This is a genomic window from Serratia sp. 201 (genome assembly GCF_037027545.1).
GTDB classification, from domain to species: Bacteria; Pseudomonadota; Gammaproteobacteria; order Enterobacterales; family Enterobacteriaceae; genus Serratia; species Serratia bockelmannii.
The window spans coordinates 464888-480611 of sequence record NZ_JAXCHC010000003.1; the positions used below are offsets into that span (position 1 = coordinate 464888).

Sequence of the window (15724 nt, forward strand, 5' to 3'; positions counted from 1 at the left end):
GCGAAATTGCATTTCAAATAAATGCTATCCCGGCGATTCAGGGAAGTCAAAGCAAGGGGGAGTAAAATTATTCATGAAAAACATGACGTTAAAATTGAGTGGTGATTTTGTGATCGCCGCCACGTTTTGGTGGAGATGGCGTGCTTCAGACGTGACAAAGCAGGGCGGATCAAAACCCACCCTGCGTCTTGCGGGACCCCGGTTAACCGCGGGTGTTCAGCACCATGCGGTAGAGCGAGGTGGTGGCGGTGATATAGAGTTCATCGCCGTTCGGGCCGCCGAAGGTACAATTGGAGACGCGTTCCGGCACGTTGATTTTGTCGATCTGTCGCCCCTCTGGATCGAAGACCAGCACGCCGTCGGCGCAGCTGCAAAACAGATTGCCGGCCCGATCGACGCAGAAGCCGTCCGGGAAACCGGGTTCCACGGTTGCAAAACGGCGGCCGGCTTCCAGCTCGCGACCGTTGACCGCATAGACGCGCAGCTCGCGGCGGCCCAGCGTCGGAAAATCCACGATCGACATGTCCGCCACGTACAGCCATTTTTCATCCGGTGAAAACGCCAGGCCGTTCGGGCGCTGCAGGTCGCAGGCGGCGATGGTCAGCGAACCGTCGCGCGGATCGAAGCTGTAGAGATAGCAGCCGATCACCTGGCTTTCCGATTTGTAACCCTCTTCGTCGCCGATGATGCCGTAGGGCGGATCGGTGAACCACAGGGTGCCGTCGGAACACACCGCCACGTCGTTCGGCGAGTTAAAGCGCTTGCCGTCGACGCGGTCGATCAACAGGCGCACTTCGCCATCGCTTTCGGTGCGGCTGATGCCGCGCCGCCCGTGTTCACAGCTGACCACACGCCCCTCGCCGTCGCGCGCATTGCCGTTGGCGTAGTGCGACGGCGAGCGGTATAGGCTTAGCTCACCCCGGCGCGACCAGCGGAACATGCGATTGCCTTTCACGTCGCTGAACACCACCGCATCCTCTTGCGGCAGCCAGACCGGCCCTTCGGCCCAAATCGCCGGTGAGCACAAGCGCTCGAGCTGAGCGTGCGTGCGCAATGAATGCCGAATGCCGCCGTTCACTTCACGCCCCAGATCGCTTTGTAATGGCCCTGGTAATCGTTTTGCGGGTCATACAGGTTATTGGCGCCGCCGTCGGCGGCGATATTGTCGCGGGTGACCAGATGCGCCGGGGTGACGTAGCCGGAAGGCGGCTGCTTGGCGAAGGCGCGGTTGAATTCGTCCAGCAGTTGCCAACCGTGCAGCTTCAAGGGCTCCGGCACCGTCGCCGACTGGCTGTCGCCCGAGCGGATACGCTGGTAAGCGGAGATTGAACCGTCGCCGGCCGACACGTTGTAAGGCGCGTTCTTGCCGCCTTTGCCGGCGGTTTTCAGCGCCGGCGCCATAAAGTCGAAGTACAGATCGTTGATCGCCAGCGCATATTGGAATTTGTCGCCGTACTTCTGCAGCAGGCTGAAGGTCATTGCCGGCATGCGGTTGGCGGTATCTGCCAGCGGCGTGTCGATGAATTCCAGCAGCGTACAGCCGCTGCATTTGGCGATCTCTTCTTTCATGACGTTGGCCTTGTCCAAGGCGATTTGGTACAGCGAGTCGGTGAAGATCAACACGCTCGCCTTGCCGCCGGACTGCACCACCGCGTATTGCGCGGCGATGCGCGCCACTTCGTTGGAATCCGACGTGACGTTATAGAACACATTGTATTTGGCGATGGGGCCCGGTTCCGGCACCGCATGCCAGGCGGTCAGCACGATGCCCTGCTGTACGGCCTTTTTCAGCGGGATCTTGGCGACGTTAGGGTTCCAGCCGCCGATCACGATGCCGTCCGGTTTTTGGGCGATGGCCTGATTGAGCGATGCCAGCTGATCTTTCACCGAGCCGCCGCCGTCGAGCGTTTCCAGCTTCCAGCCGGCGGCTTTCGCCGCTTCGCTCAGCCCCTGTTGCACCCCTTGCACGCCGCCGTTCTTCATGTCGGAGGCGATAAAAATGATCTTCTTGTTGGCCTGCAACTGCGGGCCGCTGGTGGGGCCGTCCCACTGGGTGGCGCTGGCGGTAGCCTTCGCCACGGCGGCGGTGGCCTGATCGAGATAGGCGTCGGCCCAGACCGGCGATGCGGCGAGCAAGAATGTGGTGAACCCCGGTAACAGCCAAATGCGTTTCATGGTGTGCTCCTGGTTTAAGGGTGAGTCGCTGTCTGATTGTTGTTGTCAGCCGGCGTCGCCTGGCTGCGTTGTACCGCTTTCTGATTGAGCAGCCGGCGGCGTTGGGCATAGCCGGCCAGAGTGATCGACAGCAACAGCGTCGCGCCGTTGAACAGCGGCTCGACCCAGAATTCGCCGCCGAACTGCTGGATGCCGGCGATGCCGATAGCCAGAATGGCGATGCCGACCACGGTGCCCCAGACGTTGACGCGCCCTGGGCGAATGGTGGTGCTGCCGAGGAAGGCGCCGACCAGCGCTGGCAGCAGATAGTCCATGCCGACGCTGGCCTGGCCGACGCCCTGTTCGGCGGCGATCAACACGCCGCTGAAACCGGTGAGCACGCTGGAGGCGATGAAGGCGCCGATGGTAAAGCGGTTGACCGAGATGCCGTTCAGGCGCGCCGCCGCCGGGTTGCCGCCCACCGCATACATGCAGCGGCCGAGCGGGGTGTGTTCGGTGATGAGCCACAGCACCACCGCGACGATCAGCACGTAAAATGCCACGATCGGAATGCCGGCGATCTCGGTGTGGTGCAGCGCGATGAAGGCATCCGGCAAGTCGCCGACGATCTGCCGCCCGCCGGAGTGCCACAGGGCAATGGCGTACAGTACGGTGCCGGAGCCGAGGGTGGCGACGAAGCTGTCGATATCGGCCAGCGCCACCAGAATGCCGTTCAGCAACCCGTACAGCGCCGAGATCGCCAGCACCGTCAGCACCGCCATCTGCCAGGAGAAGCCGTATTCCACCTGCAGCGTGATCGCCAGAATGTGCCACAGCACAATGCCGAAACCGACGTTAAGATCGATCTTGCCCACGATCATCGGGATGGTCGCCGCCAGCGCCAACAGGGCGATTTTGGCCTTGCTCGACAAGATAGCCTGAAGCGTCAGCATTGATGCGAAGGAGGGGGTGAGCAGTGAGAACAGCACGACCAGCGCGATGCACAGCAGCAGCAGGCCATAGCGGGTGAGAACCTGCATCAGCCACGGGCCGGCGCCGTCCTGCGCCAGGCTGACGCGCTGCTCCAGTGCGGTTGATTTAACGGATGTTTTAGACATGGCCTACCTCGGATTCTGACGTGATTGCGACGTTTTCCCCAGTGCTGGCAGAGGCCAGCTCCAATAAATTGGCGAATGACACCTGCTGATTTTTCAGCTCGCCGACCACTTTCCCGCGGTTGAATACCAGTGCGCGGTTGCAAATATGGGCGATCTCCTCGAAATCGTTGGAGATAACCAGCACTGCCACGTCTTCCGCCAGGGATTTATTCAGCAGATGGTAGATTTCCGCGCGCGCGCCGACGTCCACGCCGGCGGTGGGATCTTCCAGGATCAGCAGCGGCGCCCCCAGATGCATCCAGCGCGCCATCACCACCTTTTGCTGGTTGCCGCCGGACAGCGCGCTGATATCGATATTGACGTCCTTGGGGCGTACGTCGAACAGCTGCACCTTCCACCAACTGGCGCCGATCTCCGCTCGCCGCCCGTAGCGGGAGAGCAGCCGGTGGCCGCTGGCGCAGGGGTTGATAAACAGGTTTTCACGCACGCTCATCGACATCACCAGGCTTTCGCCGGTGCGATCGCCCGCCACCAGCGAAACGCCGCAGGCCATCGCCTTCTGCGGGGTGCTCGCCTGATAGGGCCGATCGCGAAATCGAATCGCGCCGCCGTCGGCCTGGCGCAACCCGAACAGCAGCCGGCCAATCTCTTCTTGCCCGGCCCCGCGCAGGCCGGCCAGCGCCAGCATCTCGCCCGGCTGCAAGTCGAAGCTCACCGGGCCGATGTCGCCCACCGTGACGCTATCGAGCTGCAGCACCGGCGGACGATGTTCCGGCAGCGGTTCGCGCTGATCGTCCGCCATCGCTTCGCCGACGATGGTTTGCACCAGATCGCGCAGCGAGTAGTCGGCGGTGCGACCGCCGGCGACATAGCGCCCGTCGCGCATCACGCAGATCCGATCGGCGATTTCGATCACTTCGTCCAGACGGTGGGTGACATAAATCATGCCGACCTTTTTGGCGCGCAGCCGGTTGATCACGGCGAACAGATGACGCACGTCGTTGGCGGGCAGGGAGGCGGTCGGTTCATCCAGCACCAGCAGCTCGGCGTTGACCGCCACCGCGCGAGCGATCGCCAGCAGCGATTTTTCGGTGCGCGACAGTTCGAAGACGCGCGCATCGGGATCGAGCGCGATGCCGACGTCTTGCAGCGCCTGCGCCGCCCGGCGGCGAATGGCGCGCCAGTCGATCAGCCCAAAGCGGCGGGGAAACCCCATCACCAGCGCCATGTTCTCCGCCACCGTCATCCATTCGATCAGGCCGAGATCCTGATGAATAAAGGCGATCGGCTGGCGGCTGGTGCTTTTTATCGCGGCGGCGGAGGCGATGCTTGCGCCCTGAAAGCGAATATCGCCGCCGTCGCGCGGGTAGACGCCCGCCAGCACTTTGATCAGCGTCGATTTGCCGGCGCCATTTTCGCCCAGCAACGCCAGAACTTCGCCCGGCATCACCTGCAGGCTGACGTCGTTGACCGCCACGTTGCCGCCAAATCGTTTGACGATGTGGCTGAGGGTAAGGATGGGTTGTGCCGCATTATCCATAGTCATGTGATGCGCCCCTGGTGTCGTGCCCGTGCGAAGATGTCGGGCAAATTAGCCAAACTACTGGTGAGTATCTGGTCTTTAAATTTCAATATGCGAAATTCAATTTCAAAAATAATATGACGTTCGTTGCGCTAAATCAAAGGCGGTGAGGTTTTAATTATTGTTATTAAACAATGAGTTATTTTTTACTTTGCGGAAGTGTGACCGATGGCTCACTTCAACACGGGGGAAATATTGCGGATTTTTATCCCGCTGCGGACAATGAAACGGCGTTCCGTCTTCACCTGTTGCGGGCCTTGGGGTAACATGCCCGGCAAAGAGCCTGCTGACTTTGCCGCAGCGCCGGTTGGCGGTTCGACACTGGAGAGATTTTCGCTATGAGCCTGAAAGCCGTCGACGAGAAAGATGACAAGAAAGACAAACCGCTGGGCAGCCAAAGCCTGTTCCGCGGTTTGCAGTTGATTGAGATCCTGAGTAATTTCCCCAACGGATGTCCGCTGGCGCATTTGTCCGAGCTGGCCGGCATGAACAAGAGCACGGTGCACCGCCTGCTGCAAGGGTTGCACACCAGCGGCTATGTGACCCAGGCGCCGTCGCCGGGCAGCTACCGCCTGACCACCAAGTTCATTTCCATCGGCCAGAAGGCGCTGTCGTCACTCAACATCATTCACGTGGCCGCGCCGCATTTGGAACAGCTGAATCTGGAAGTGGGGGAGACGGTCAACTTCTCCAGCCGCGAAGACGACCACGTCATCCTGATCTACAAGCTGGAGCCGACCACCGGCATGATGCGCACCCGCGCCTATATCGGCCAGCATATGCCGCTGTACTGTTCGGCGATGGGTAAAATCTTCATGGCTTACGGCAACGATGATTACCCGGCTCACTACTGGCAGACTCACCAGCAAGAGATTCAGACGCTGACGCGCAATACCATTACCGAGCTGCCGAAGATGTATGAGGAACTGGCCGATATTCGCCAGCGCGGCATGGCGATGGATCGCGAGGAAAACGAGCTGGGGGTCTCCTGCGTGGCGGCACCGGTGTTCGATATTCAACAGCGCGTGCCTTATGCGGTGTCGGTTTCTCTGCCGACCGCCAAGCTGCAGCAGATCGGCGTCAAAAGCCTGATTAAACCGGTGCTGGCCACCGCGCAACGCATCTCTCAGGAGCTGGGGTTCGTCACGCCGATTTAAGTATTAGCGTCTCTGATACTGGATTAGAAACATCAATTTCACCTAATGATCGCTTCCTCGTATGATGCGCGTGTTGACCGACACGCGCCCTCGTCCGGCGCCTTTTATCATTCGAGGAATCCCCATGTTAGCCGTCTTCCTGCAGGGCTTTGCCCTGAGCGCCGCCATGATCCTGCCGCTGGGCCCGCAGAACGTATTCGTGATGAACCAGGGCATTCGCCGCCAGTATCATTTGATGATTGCCTCGTTGTGCGCGTTGAGCGATATCGTGCTGATCTGCGCCGGTATTTTCGGCGGCAGCGCATTGCTGACCCGCTCGCCGTTGCTGCTGGCGCTGGTCACCTGGGGCGGGGTGGCGTTTCTGCTGTGGTACGGCTGGGGCGCGTTCCGTTCCGCCTTCAGCCCGCAACCTGCGCAGGCCGCGGCGCAGGAGCTGGCGCAGAGCCGCTGGCGCCTCGTGGTCACCATGCTGGCGGTCACCTGGCTGAACCCGCACGTCTATCTGGATACCTTTGTGGTGCTCGGCAGCCTGGGCGGGCAGCTGACGGCGGACGTGCGTTCCTGGTTCGCGCTTGGCGCGGTCAGCGCGTCGGCGGTGTGGTTCTTCGGGTTGGCGCTGCTGGCCTCCTGGCTGGCGCCGTGGCTGAACACGCAGCGGGCGCAGCGCATCATCAACGCGCTGGTCGGGCTGGTGATGTGGGGCATCGCGCTGCAGCTGGCCTGGCAGGGGGCAAATTTATAAGAATTTGTCACTAATCCGAATTCAAAACGCCGCGCGATATGCTACGTTTGATGCCAGGAAACCGGCGGTTCTCACAGGGAAAAGCCGGCGATCAGAGACAGCCTGTCATTAAGGAGACACTGTGAAGCTAAAAGCATTGGCTATGGCCGCAATGGTCGGATTAGGGACGTTACCGATGGCGCTGCAGGCGGCTGAAGTGCCTGAAGGGCCGCACGTCGTCACCTCCGGCACCGCCAGCGTGGACGCCACGCCGGATATCGCCACCCTGGCGATCGAAGTGAGCGTCTCCTCCAAAGACGCCGCCCAGGCGAAGAAGCAGGTAGACGAGCGCGTGGCGCAGTACTTTGATTTCCTGCAGAAAAACAACATCGAGAAGAAAGACATCAGCGCCGCCAACCTGCGCACCCAGCCGGAATACGATTACCTAAAAACCGGTGAGTCGGTGTTGAAGGGCTACCGGGCGGTGCGCCAGGTGCAGGTGACTCTGCGTCAGCTGGACAAGCTGAACGAGCTGCTGGACGGCGCGCTGAAATCCGGCCTGAACGAGATCCGCGCGGTGGAGCTGGGCGTCGCCAAGCCGGACGTGTATCGCGAGCAGGCGCGGCAAAAAGCGATCGAGAACGCGACTCAGCAGGCCGAATCCCTGGCCAAAGGCTTCCACGCCAAGCTGGGGCCGGTGTACAGCATTCGCTACCGGGTCGCCAACTACCAGCCGATGCCGGTGGCGCGGATGTATAAAGCGGCCGGTGCGGCGGCGGAAAGCGACGCGGCGCAAACCTATGAACAGCAAAGCATTCACTTCGACGATCAGGTGGACGTGGTGTTCGAGCTGCAGCGTAACGCCGCGCAGTAAGGTTATCGTATTGAAGAAAAGGTTCGCTGCGGCGAACCTTTTTTCGTTTTAATCCTGACGCAGCACCAGATGACCGTGTTCCAGCAGCGCGTCGGTCACTTTGCGCATCATGCGGCTTTCCGGCGCGAAACGGTGCCAGTACAGCATGCGGCGCTGGTATAGCCCGGGCGTCAGATCGATCAGTTCACCGGATGCCAGCTCCTTTTCGATCTGCAGATGCGGGATCATACAGCAGGTGGTGCCCTGACGCGCCAGCTGCACGAAGGCTTCCGATGAGTTCACGATGTGGCAGGGCACGCTGCCCGGCGACAGATCGAAGTTCTGCTGCAGGAATGCCTGATGCATGTCGTCGAGATGATCGAAGGCCACCGCCGGCGCTTTCAACAGCGCGGAACGGGTGACGCCGTTCGGGAAGTAGCGCTCGGCGAAGCCGCTGGAGGCCACGAACAGGTAGTCCAGCGCTCCCAGCCGATCCACCAGGCAGCTCGGCAGCGGCTGCGGCTGAATACTCACCGCGCCCACCACCTCACCGCGGCGCAGCCGCTCCTGGGTGCGGGTTTCATCTTCCACCTGCAGATTCAGGCGAATGGGGGAGTCCGCCAGCACCGGCTTCAGCGCCGGCAGCAGCCAGGTTGCCAGACTGTCGGCGTTGACCGCCAGCGACAGCAGCAGCGGCGTATCGACGCCGGTGTCATTGCCGAGCCACTCTTCTTCCAGCAGCTCCACCTGATGCAGCAGCGCCAGCAGCTTTTGCCCTTGTTCGGTTGGGCGCGGCGGCACGGTACGAACCAGCAGCGGTTGGCCGAACAGGTTTTCCAGCTGTTTGATGCGTTGGGATACCGCCGATTGCGTGATACAGAGTTTTTGCGCGGCGCGCTCGAAGCCGCGCTCACGGATCACCGCGTCCAGCGCTTGCAGCGTACGATAGTCTGGGCGTTTCATCGGAAAGATATCCCTTAAATTAGAATGATACCGGCACTATGCCACATTTTGCGTGCGGCGCAGGTGGAAAAATCACGCCCCCAGCTCGCCGCCAAGCGGGTAAAAATGCGGGCTGCGGTAAATAAGTGTGATCCTGCCGGCGTGAAAAACAGCGTTTTACCCTATAATACGCACACGTTTTCGTACAGAGGCAAGGGACATATTATGACGCAGGATGAACTGAAAAAAGCGGTGGGCTGGGCGGCGCTGGAATACGTGACGCCGGGCACCATCGTCGGGGTTGGCACCGGCTCTACCGCCGCCCACTTTATTGACGCGCTGGGCTCCATCAAGCACCAGATCGAAGGCGCGGTGTCCAGCTCAGACGCCTCCACCGCCAAGTTGAAAAGCCTCGGCATCCACGTGTTCGACAGCAACGAAGTGGACTCGCTCGATATCTATGTGGACGGCGCGGACGAAATCAACGGCCATATGCAGATGATCAAGGGCGGCGGCGCGGCGCTGACGCGCGAGAAGATCATCGCCGCCATCGCCAAGAAATTTATCTGCATCGTCGACGCCAGCAAGCAGGTGGACGTGCTGGGCAAGTTCCCGCTGCCGGTGGAAGTGATCCCGATGGCTCGCTCTTACGTGGCGCGCGAGCTGGTGAAACTCGGCGGCCTGCCGGAGTATCGCCAGAACGTGGTGACCGACAACGGCAACGTGATCCTCGATGTGCATAACCTGAGCATCACCGACGCCATCGCGCTGGAGAACAAGATCAACGGCATCGCCGGCGTGGTGACCGTGGGGCTGTTCGCCAACCGCGGCGCGGACGTGGCGCTGGTCGGCACCCCGGAAGGCGTGAAAGTAGTCAAATAAGCCTCTGCCGTCTGTGGCCCGGTAGTGCCGGGCCGCATAATTCTTCGGTTAAAATATCTTTTCTGAAAAACGGCAAATTTGGTGACTTATGTCACATTGTGAAAGCTGACTCCCCAAAGCTTCTGCTGAAAACTTTCCCTATGGCATTTTCTGCCGTAAACCGCCATCAACGCTGCGCCTTGTCCTGCCGGGCAGGCAATCGTTTGTATTGCCGCCCGCGTTATTTTTGTTATGTTGGATGGGAGCTGTGTCGTCACAGCCGCTTCTGAAGTCTGAACATAGGGTCGGGTAAATGGCAAAAGTATCATTGGAGAAAGACAGGATTAAATTCCTGTTGGTGGAAGGGGTTCATCAGAGCACGGTCGATAATTTACGTGCCGCCGGTTATACCAACATCGAATACCACAAGGGTGCGTTAGACACCGAATCGCTGAAGGCATCCATCCGCGATGCACACTTCGTCGGCATCCGATCGCGTACGCATCTGACCGAAGAGGTGTTCGCCGCCGCAGAAAAACTGGTGGCGGTGGGCTGCTTCTGCATCGGCACCAACCAGGTTGATCTGAAAGCGGCGACCAAACGCGGTATTCCGGTCTTCAACGCCCCCTTCTCCAATACCCGATCCGTGGCCGAAATGGTGCTGGGCGAGCTGCTGTTGATGCTGCGCGGCATTCCGGCCGCCAACGCCAAGGCGCACCGCGGCGTGTGGCACAAATTGGCCGTGGGCTCTTATGAGGCGCGCGGCAAAAAGCTGGGCATCATCGGCTACGGCCACATCGGCACCCAGCTGGGCATTCTGGCCGAAGGGCTGGGCATGAAGGTGTTCTTCTACGATATCGAGAACAAACTGCCGTTAGGCAACGCGCAGCAGGTGCGTCATCTGTCCGATCTGCTCAATATGAGCGACGTGGTGACGCTGCACGTGCCGGAAACACTGGCCACCAAGAACATGATGGGGGCGGAAGAGCTGGCGCTGATGAAGCCGGGCGCCATTCTGATCAACGCCTCGCGCGGCACCGTGGTGGATATTCCCGCGCTGTGCGACGCGCTGGCCAGCAATCACCTGGCGGGTGCGGCGATCGACGTCTTCCCGGAAGAGCCGGCGACCAACAGCGATCCGTTCAACTCGCCGCTGTGTGAGTTCGATAACGTGCTGCTGACGCCGCACATCGGCGGTTCCACGCAGGAAGCGCAGGAGAACATCGGCGACGAAGTGGCCGGCAAGCTGGCGAAATACTCCGACAACGGTTCGACTCTGTCCGCCGTCAACTTCCCGGAAGTGTCGCTGCCGGCGCATGGTCCGAACGCCAGCCGCCTGCTGCACATCCACGAAAACCGTCCGGGCGTGCTGACGCAGATTAACCAGATCTTCGCCGAAGAGGGGGTTAACATCGCCGCGCAGTATCTGCAAACCGGGCCGGAAATCGGCTACGTGGTGATCGACATCGAAGCGGAAACCGCGCGCGCCGACGCCGCGCTGCAGCGTATGAAGGCCATCGACGGCACCATTCGCGCCCGTCTGCTGTTCTGATTCGTCGGCTCGCCGCAACGAAAAAGGCCGGAGCGATCCGGCCTTTTGCTATTTGGGCTCGTGCCACGCCCAGCTGCAGAGCGGGGTGAGGATTTCCGGCAGCGGGATATCCCAGTGCTCGGTCGGCAGGTGCTCCACCTGCTGGCAATCATGGGCCAGGCCGATGGGATAGGGGCCGCCGCTGCGCCAGTTTTGCAGGGTGCGATCGTAAAAACCGCCGCCCATGCCCAGACGCTGTCCGGTATGATCGAATGCCACCAGCGGTGTCAGCACCACCTCCAGTTCGCCCAGCGGTAACACCTGGCGCACATCGAGCCGCGGCTCGAGAATATTGAAGCGGTTGCGCACCAGCGGTGTTTCCGGCGCATAGCGCAGAAACAGCAGGTGTCCTGAACTGAACGGATGCAGTACCGGCAGGTAAACCTGTTTGCCGAGCGTCCACAGTTGCTCGATCAGCGGCCCGGTGTCGAGTTCGCCGTCAAACGACAAAAATACCGCGATGTTGTGCGCGGCCTGAATACGTGTGTGCGCGACGAGGCGTTCGGTTATCTTGTCTGCGGCAAAGCGTTGCTGGCCCGGCGTAAGCTCGCGCCGACGTTGGCGAATGAGTTGACGAATGGCTTGGCGCTGCTGCGCGAATTGAGGGTGAAAAGGCATCGTATCAGGCTTGCTCAGTGTGGCGTTCAGCACACATAAACCGCTGAGAAGGGGAATCTCCGAGATGCCGTCGCAGGCTGTAACCCTTGAACCCATGGTTCAAGGTGAACGTGCCGTCGCAATCTTAAGGCTTCTCGGCGCACCGAGCGTGCTCACCGATCGCGGAGCAACACATTCTGTTTGTACTAAATATCGGCTCAGGGGACTGGCCCGCTGGCGAACATCTCAGAGAAATTTTGTACTCGTTGCTGAAACTTTGATTTCAACAACTTAAGTTATTCGAATTGTGCATCCTGACGTTCAGAGATGCGACCTTGTTCAAGCAGCGCTTGTTCAATGGTCTGCTGCAGCATCCGTATGCGTTGTTCCATATTGGACGCATAGTCACGGGTTTTCAACCGTTCTTGAGCAAGTTCGTGACAGACGTTCAATGCCGCGATGAAAACCAGTTGCTCAGTATTGGAGACTCTAGTGCGAACTTTAAGATCTTGCAACCGTTGGTTAAGATCGTCCGCCGCCATATTCAACGCATCTTGTTGTTCTGGCGGGCAATTGACTCTTAACGAGCGGCCAAAAATTTGAATATCTACCGGTTGTGCAGACATGCCACCTTCCTGCCTAAATTTCGCGCCAGCCTTGTCCGCCCTGGCCGGGCCGTCAAAGCGGGCGCCACTATATATACCTCGGTACCAAGATACAACCCCTTTTTCAGTACCTGGTTGTAATCTACTGTGGCGCACATTGCCAGTCAAAAAAGGGTTTCAAAATGCGTATTTACCGCACTTTCGTCACCCGCCGGCGCAGTGTGAAACCTGCCACATCGCGATTATAACTAGCCACTGAGGTGTCGCGCTTATCTGGTATAGCGACGGACCTTGGTGGTAGCATAACACGAACTTATCCTGCCAACGATGACGAATGCGCATGTCTATACAGAATACATTTCCAAGTTACCAATCTTTGACCGTGGCCCTCAACCAGCAGTCGGTGGCGCTGACCGCGGCAGAAATGCACGGCCTGATCAGCGGCCTGCTGTGCGGCGGCAGCCGTGACGCCGGCTGGCAGGCGCTGGTGCACGATCTGACCAACGAAGGCGTCGCCTTCCCGCAGGCGCTTAGCCAACCGCTGCAGCAGCTGTATGAAGTGACGCGTGACACGCTGGAAGATGACGAATTCCTGTTCCAACTGATGCTGCCTGAAGGGGAGATCGTCAGCGTGTTCGATCGCGCCGACGCGCTGGGCGGTTGGGTCAACCACTTCCTGCTCGGGCTGGGCATGATGCAGCCGAAGCTGGCTCAGGTGAAAGACGAGGTCGGTGAAGCGATCGACGATCTGCGCAACATCGCGCAGCTGGGCTACGACGAAGACGAAGATCAGGAAGAATTGGAACAGTCGTTGGAAGAAGTAGCGGAGTATGTGCGGGTTGCCGCCATCATGTGCCACGGCGAATTCACCCGTCAAAAACCGACGGCGCCGGAAAATATCAAACCGACGCTGCACTAAACGTTCTATCGCCCCTCCGCCGGCGGTGCGGATGGCATGATTTCAGGAGAAGGTAATGACTCAGCAGGAATTCAACAACCGCCGCCAGGCGCTGTTGGCGAAAATGGCGCCGGCCAGCGCGGCGGTTATTTTCTCTGCGCCGGAAACGACGCGCAGTGCAGATTCAGACTATCCCTATCGGCAGAACAGCGATTTTTGGTACCTGACCGGCTTCAATGAGCCGGAAGCGGTGCTGGTGCTGATTAAAAGCGATGAAACGCACAACCACAGCGTGTTGTTCAACCGGGTGCGCGATCTGACGGCGGAAATCTGGTTTGGCCGCCGCCTGGGGCAAGACGCCGCGCCGGCGAAGCTGGGCGTGGATCGCGCGCTGCCGTTCGATGAAATCAATGACCAGCTGCACCTGCTGCTCAACGGCCTGGACGTGGTCTACCACGCGCAGGGCGAATACGCCTATGCCGATCAGATCCTGTTCGGCGCGCTGGACAAGCTGCGCAAGGGGTTCCGCCAGAGCCTGCAGGCGCCGGCCACCGTTACCGACTGGCGGCCGTGGCTGCATGACATGCGGCTGTTCAAGTCGCCGGAAGAGCTGGCGGTGATGCGCCGCGCCGGTGAGATCAGCGCGCTGGCGCATACCCGCGCGATGGAAAAATGCCGCCCGGGCATGTTCGAATACCAGCTGGAAGCGGAAATTCATCATGAATTCACCCGCCTCGGCGCCCGTTACCCGTCTTACAACACCATCGTCGGCAGCGGCGAAAACGGCTGTATCCTGCACTACACCGAGAACGAGAGCCAGATGCGCGACGGCGATCTGGTGCTGATCGACGCCGGCTGCGAGTACCAGGGGTACGCCGGCGACATCACCCGCACCTTCCCGGTCAACGGCAAGTTCAGCCGGCCGCAGCGCGCGGTGTACGACATTGTGCTGGCGTCGCTGCAGCGCGCTTTGGAACTGTTCAAACCCGGCACCAGCATTCGCGAAGTCAATGACGAAGTGGTGCGCATCATGGTGGTCGGGCTGGTGGAGCTGGGCGTATTGAAAGGTGAAGTCGACTCGCTGATCGCCGAGCAGGCGCACCGTCAGTTCTTCATGCACGGGCTGAGCCACTGGCTGGGTCTCGATGTGCACGACGTTGGCCACTACGGCACGCCGAGCCGCGATCGGCTGCTGGAGCCGGGCATGGTGCTGACCGTGGAGCCGGGGCTGTACATCGCGCCGGATGCGGACGTGCCGGCGGAGTACCGCGGCATCGGCATCCGCATCGAGGACGATATCGTGATCACCGCCGACGGCAATGAAAACCTGACCGCCACCGTGGTGAAAGACGCCGATGCCATCGAGGCCTTGATGGCGGCGGCAAGGTCGTAGCATGAGCGTTATTATCGTTGGCGGCGGTATGGCGGGCGCGACGTTGGCGCTGGCCATTTCGTCGCTCACTCAGGGAAGAATGGCGGTGGATCTGGTCGAGGCGACCCGGCCGGATGACCGCAGCCACCCAGGTTTTGACGCCCGCGCCATCGCATTGGCGCAGGGTACCTGCCAACAGCTGGCGCGCATCGGCGTTTGGCCGGCGCTGCGCGATTGCGCTACGCCGATCACTCAGGTGCACGTCAGCGATCGCGGGCACGCCGGCTTCGTGAATCTGCAGGCGCAAGATTATCAGGTCGATGCGCTCGGCCAGGTGATCGAACTGCACGACGCCGGGCAGCGGCTGTTCGCGCTGCTGGCCAAGGCGCCGGGTGTCACGCTGCACTGCCCGGCGCGGGTGGTGGACGTGATCCGCACCGCAGAGCGGGCGGAAGTGCTGCTGGACAACGGCCAGCGTCTGCGCGGGCAGCTGCTGGTGGCGGCCGACGGTTCGCGCTCTGCGCTGGCGCAGGCCTGCAACGTGCAGTGGCGGCAGGAGGACTATCCGCAGTTCGCCACCATCGCCAACGTCACCACGGCGGAAGATCCGCAGGGGCGCGCCTTTGAGCGCTTTACCCGCTATGGGCCGCTGGCGCTGTTGCCGATGTCGCAAGGGCGCAGTTCACTGGTGTGGTGCCATGCGCGTGAAGATCGCGCCCAGGTGGATGCCTGGGACGACGAGCGCTTTATCGCCGAGCTGCAACAAGCTTTCGGCTGGCGGCTGGGGCGTATCCTCAAGGCCGGTAAACGGCACAGTTATCCACTCGGGCTGCTGACCGCCGATCGCCATGTCAGCCACCGGCTGGCGCTGGTGGGCAACGCGGCGCAAACGCTGCATCCTATCGCCGGGCAGGGGTTCAACCTTGGCCTGCGCGACGTGATGTCGCTGGCGGAAACGCTGGCGGAAGCGGCAGACAGCGGCGAAGACGCCGGCGGTTACGCACTGCTGAGCCGTTATCAGCAGCGGCGGCAAAACGATCAACAGGCGACGATCGGCGTGACCGACGGGTTGATTCATCTGTTCGCCAACCGTTATGGCCCGCTGGTGATTGGGCGCAATCTGGGGCTGATGGCGATGGAACGTTTGCCGGCGATACGCGATGCCTTCGCCAAGCGTACGCTGGGCTGGGTGGAACGTTAGAGACATGGTCGGGCGCTTTAACGCGCCCAAAGCGCGGCGCGGCAAGGCGTCGCGCGTTATTTAAGGAAATCG

Annotated in this window: 15 protein-coding genes and 1 other RNA gene; 8 read left to right on the plus strand and 8 right to left on the minus strand. The window is 60.7% G+C overall.

Features of this window, described 5'->3' with window-relative positions:
- Positions 1–202: 202 nt before the first annotated feature.
- Genes WA302_RS17795 through WA302_RS17810 form a run of 4 tightly spaced genes read right to left on the minus strand, consistent with a single transcriptional unit; the run spans position 203 to position 4818 of the window.
- On the minus strand, positions 203–1078 hold the full coding sequence (locus WA302_RS17795; RefSeq protein WP_025304164.1) for an SMP-30/gluconolactonase/LRE family protein: 876 nt from the start codon (positions 1076–1078) through the stop codon (positions 203–205).
- Positions 1075–2175, minus strand: coding sequence for an ABC transporter substrate-binding protein (locus WA302_RS17800; protein ID WP_043142668.1), 1101 nt, complete (start codon positions 2173–2175; stop codon positions 1075–1077). The genes WA302_RS17795 and WA302_RS17800 overlap by 4 nt, the downstream gene beginning before the upstream one ends.
- 14 nt (positions 2176–2189) lie before the next feature.
- Positions 2190–3272 carry an ABC transporter permease gene (locus tag WA302_RS17805; protein ID WP_016930014.1) on the minus strand — a complete coding sequence of 361 codons (1083 nt, stop codon included), beginning with the start codon at positions 3270–3272 and terminating at the stop codon, positions 2190–2192.
- A complete protein-coding gene (locus WA302_RS17810) occupies positions 3265–4818 on the minus strand; it encodes a sugar ABC transporter ATP-binding protein (protein WP_043142665.1) in 1554 nt (517 codons plus the stop codon). Before WA302_RS17810 ends, WA302_RS17805 begins: the two co-directional genes overlap by 8 nt.
- 374 nt (positions 4819–5192) lie before the next feature.
- Between WA302_RS17810 and WA302_RS17815 the strand changes: the two genes are divergently transcribed.
- The 3 genes from WA302_RS17815 (at position 5193) to WA302_RS17825 (ending at position 7606) form a co-directional block, all read left to right on the plus strand.
- The gene (locus tag WA302_RS17815) at positions 5193–6011 is read left to right on the plus strand and encodes an IclR family transcriptional regulator (RefSeq protein ID WP_025304160.1); all 819 of its coding nucleotides are present in this window, start codon (positions 5193–5195) and stop codon (positions 6009–6011) included.
- Between the two features lie 124 nt (positions 6012–6135).
- Entirely contained in the window at positions 6136–6753 is a 618-nt protein-coding gene (argO, locus tag WA302_RS17820) for an arginine exporter ArgO (protein ID WP_025304159.1), read from the plus strand.
- Between the two features lie 121 nt (positions 6754–6874).
- Entirely contained in the window at positions 6875–7606 is a 732-nt protein-coding gene (locus tag WA302_RS17825; protein WP_025160209.1) for an oxidative stress defense protein, read from the plus strand.
- A gap of 48 nt (positions 7607–7654) precedes the next feature.
- Here the strand turns inward: WA302_RS17825 and WA302_RS17830 are convergent, their stop codons facing one another.
- Positions 7655–8548, minus strand: coding sequence for a LysR family transcriptional regulator ArgP (locus tag WA302_RS17830; protein ID WP_141966758.1), 894 nt, complete (start codon positions 8546–8548; stop codon positions 7655–7657).
- Between the two features lie 204 nt (positions 8549–8752).
- Between WA302_RS17830 and rpiA the strand changes: the two genes are divergently transcribed.
- Together rpiA and serA are read left to right on the plus strand one after the other, a co-directional pair.
- Entirely contained in the window at positions 8753–9409 is a 657-nt protein-coding gene (gene rpiA, locus WA302_RS17835) for a ribose-5-phosphate isomerase RpiA (protein ID WP_025304157.1), read from the plus strand.
- 292 nt (positions 9410–9701) lie between these two features.
- Positions 9702–10940 (plus strand): phosphoglycerate dehydrogenase, encoded by a 1239-nt coding sequence (serA, locus tag WA302_RS17840; protein WP_025304156.1) that lies wholly within the window; start codon positions 9702–9704, stop codon positions 10938–10940.
- 48 nt (positions 10941–10988) lie between these two features.
- Here serA and WA302_RS17845 read toward each other — a convergent pair whose 3' ends face one another.
- The 3 genes from WA302_RS17845 to zapA form a co-directional block, all read right to left on the minus strand.
- Positions 10989–11597 (minus strand): 5-formyltetrahydrofolate cyclo-ligase, encoded by a 609-nt coding sequence (locus tag WA302_RS17845; RefSeq protein ID WP_049208251.1) that lies wholly within the window; start codon positions 11595–11597, stop codon positions 10989–10991.
- Positions 11598–11649: 52 nt separating this feature from the next.
- A non-coding RNA gene (gene ssrS / locus WA302_RS17850) (6S RNA) lies at positions 11650–11832 on the minus strand.
- A gap of 40 nt (positions 11833–11872) precedes the next feature.
- A complete protein-coding gene (zapA, locus tag WA302_RS17855) occupies positions 11873–12202 on the minus strand; it encodes a cell division protein ZapA (protein ID WP_004931621.1) in 330 nt (109 codons plus the stop codon).
- 319 nt (positions 12203–12521) lie between these two features.
- On the opposite strand from zapA, the gene WA302_RS17860 reads away from it, so the two are divergent.
- The 3 genes from WA302_RS17860 to ubiH are packed head-to-tail and all read left to right on the plus strand — an operon-like array spanning position 12522 to position 15652.
- On the plus strand, positions 12522–13100 hold the full coding sequence (locus tag WA302_RS17860; RefSeq protein WP_025304154.1) for a YecA/YgfB family protein: 579 nt from the start codon (positions 12522–12524) through the stop codon (positions 13098–13100).
- 55 nt (positions 13101–13155) lie between these two features.
- Positions 13156–14472, plus strand: a complete 1317-nt coding sequence (gene pepP, locus WA302_RS17865; protein ID WP_025304153.1) for a Xaa-Pro aminopeptidase — start codon at positions 13156–13158, stop codon at positions 14470–14472.
- Between the two features lies 1 nt (position 14473).
- Entirely contained in the window at positions 14474–15652 is a 1179-nt protein-coding gene (gene ubiH / locus WA302_RS17870; protein ID WP_049206143.1) for a 2-octaprenyl-6-methoxyphenyl hydroxylase, read from the plus strand.
- The last annotated feature ends 72 nt before the right edge of the window (positions 15653–15724 follow it).

Excerpts from the sequence above, each read along its gene's own strand:
- WA302_RS17800 (WP_043142668.1), bottom strand. The coding sequence starts at position 2,175 with ATGAAACGCATTTGGCTGTTACCGGGGTTCACCACATTCTTGCTCGCC.
- WA302_RS17805 (WP_016930014.1), bottom strand. The coding sequence starts at position 3,272 with ATGTCTAAAACATCCGTTAAATCAACCGCACTGGAGCAGCGCGTCAGC.
- WA302_RS17810 (WP_043142665.1), bottom strand. The coding sequence starts at position 4,818 with ATGACTATGGATAATGCGGCACAACCCATCCTTACCCTCAGCCACATC.
- WA302_RS17815 (WP_025304160.1), top strand. The coding sequence starts at position 5,193 with ATGAGCCTGAAAGCCGTCGACGAGAAAGATGACAAGAAAGACAAACCG.
- argO (WP_025304159.1), top strand. The coding sequence starts at position 6,136 with ATGTTAGCCGTCTTCCTGCAGGGCTTTGCCCTGAGCGCCGCCATGATC.
- WA302_RS17830 (WP_141966758.1), bottom strand. The coding sequence starts at position 8,548 with ATGAAACGCCCAGACTATCGTACGCTGCAAGCGCTGGACGCGGTGATC.
- rpiA (WP_025304157.1), top strand. The coding sequence starts at position 8,753 with ATGACGCAGGATGAACTGAAAAAAGCGGTGGGCTGGGCGGCGCTGGAA.
- serA (WP_025304156.1), top strand. The coding sequence starts at position 9,702 with ATGGCAAAAGTATCATTGGAGAAAGACAGGATTAAATTCCTGTTGGTG.
- WA302_RS17845 (WP_049208251.1), bottom strand. The coding sequence starts at position 11,597 with ATGCCTTTTCACCCTCAATTCGCGCAGCAGCGCCAAGCCATTCGTCAA.
- zapA (WP_004931621.1), bottom strand. The coding sequence starts at position 12,202 with ATGTCTGCACAACCGGTAGATATTCAAATTTTTGGCCGCTCGTTAAGA.
- WA302_RS17860 (WP_025304154.1), top strand. The coding sequence starts at position 12,522 with ATGTCTATACAGAATACATTTCCAAGTTACCAATCTTTGACCGTGGCC.
- pepP (WP_025304153.1), top strand. The coding sequence starts at position 13,156 with ATGACTCAGCAGGAATTCAACAACCGCCGCCAGGCGCTGTTGGCGAAA.
- ubiH (WP_049206143.1), top strand. The coding sequence starts at position 14,474 with ATGAGCGTTATTATCGTTGGCGGCGGTATGGCGGGCGCGACGTTGGCG.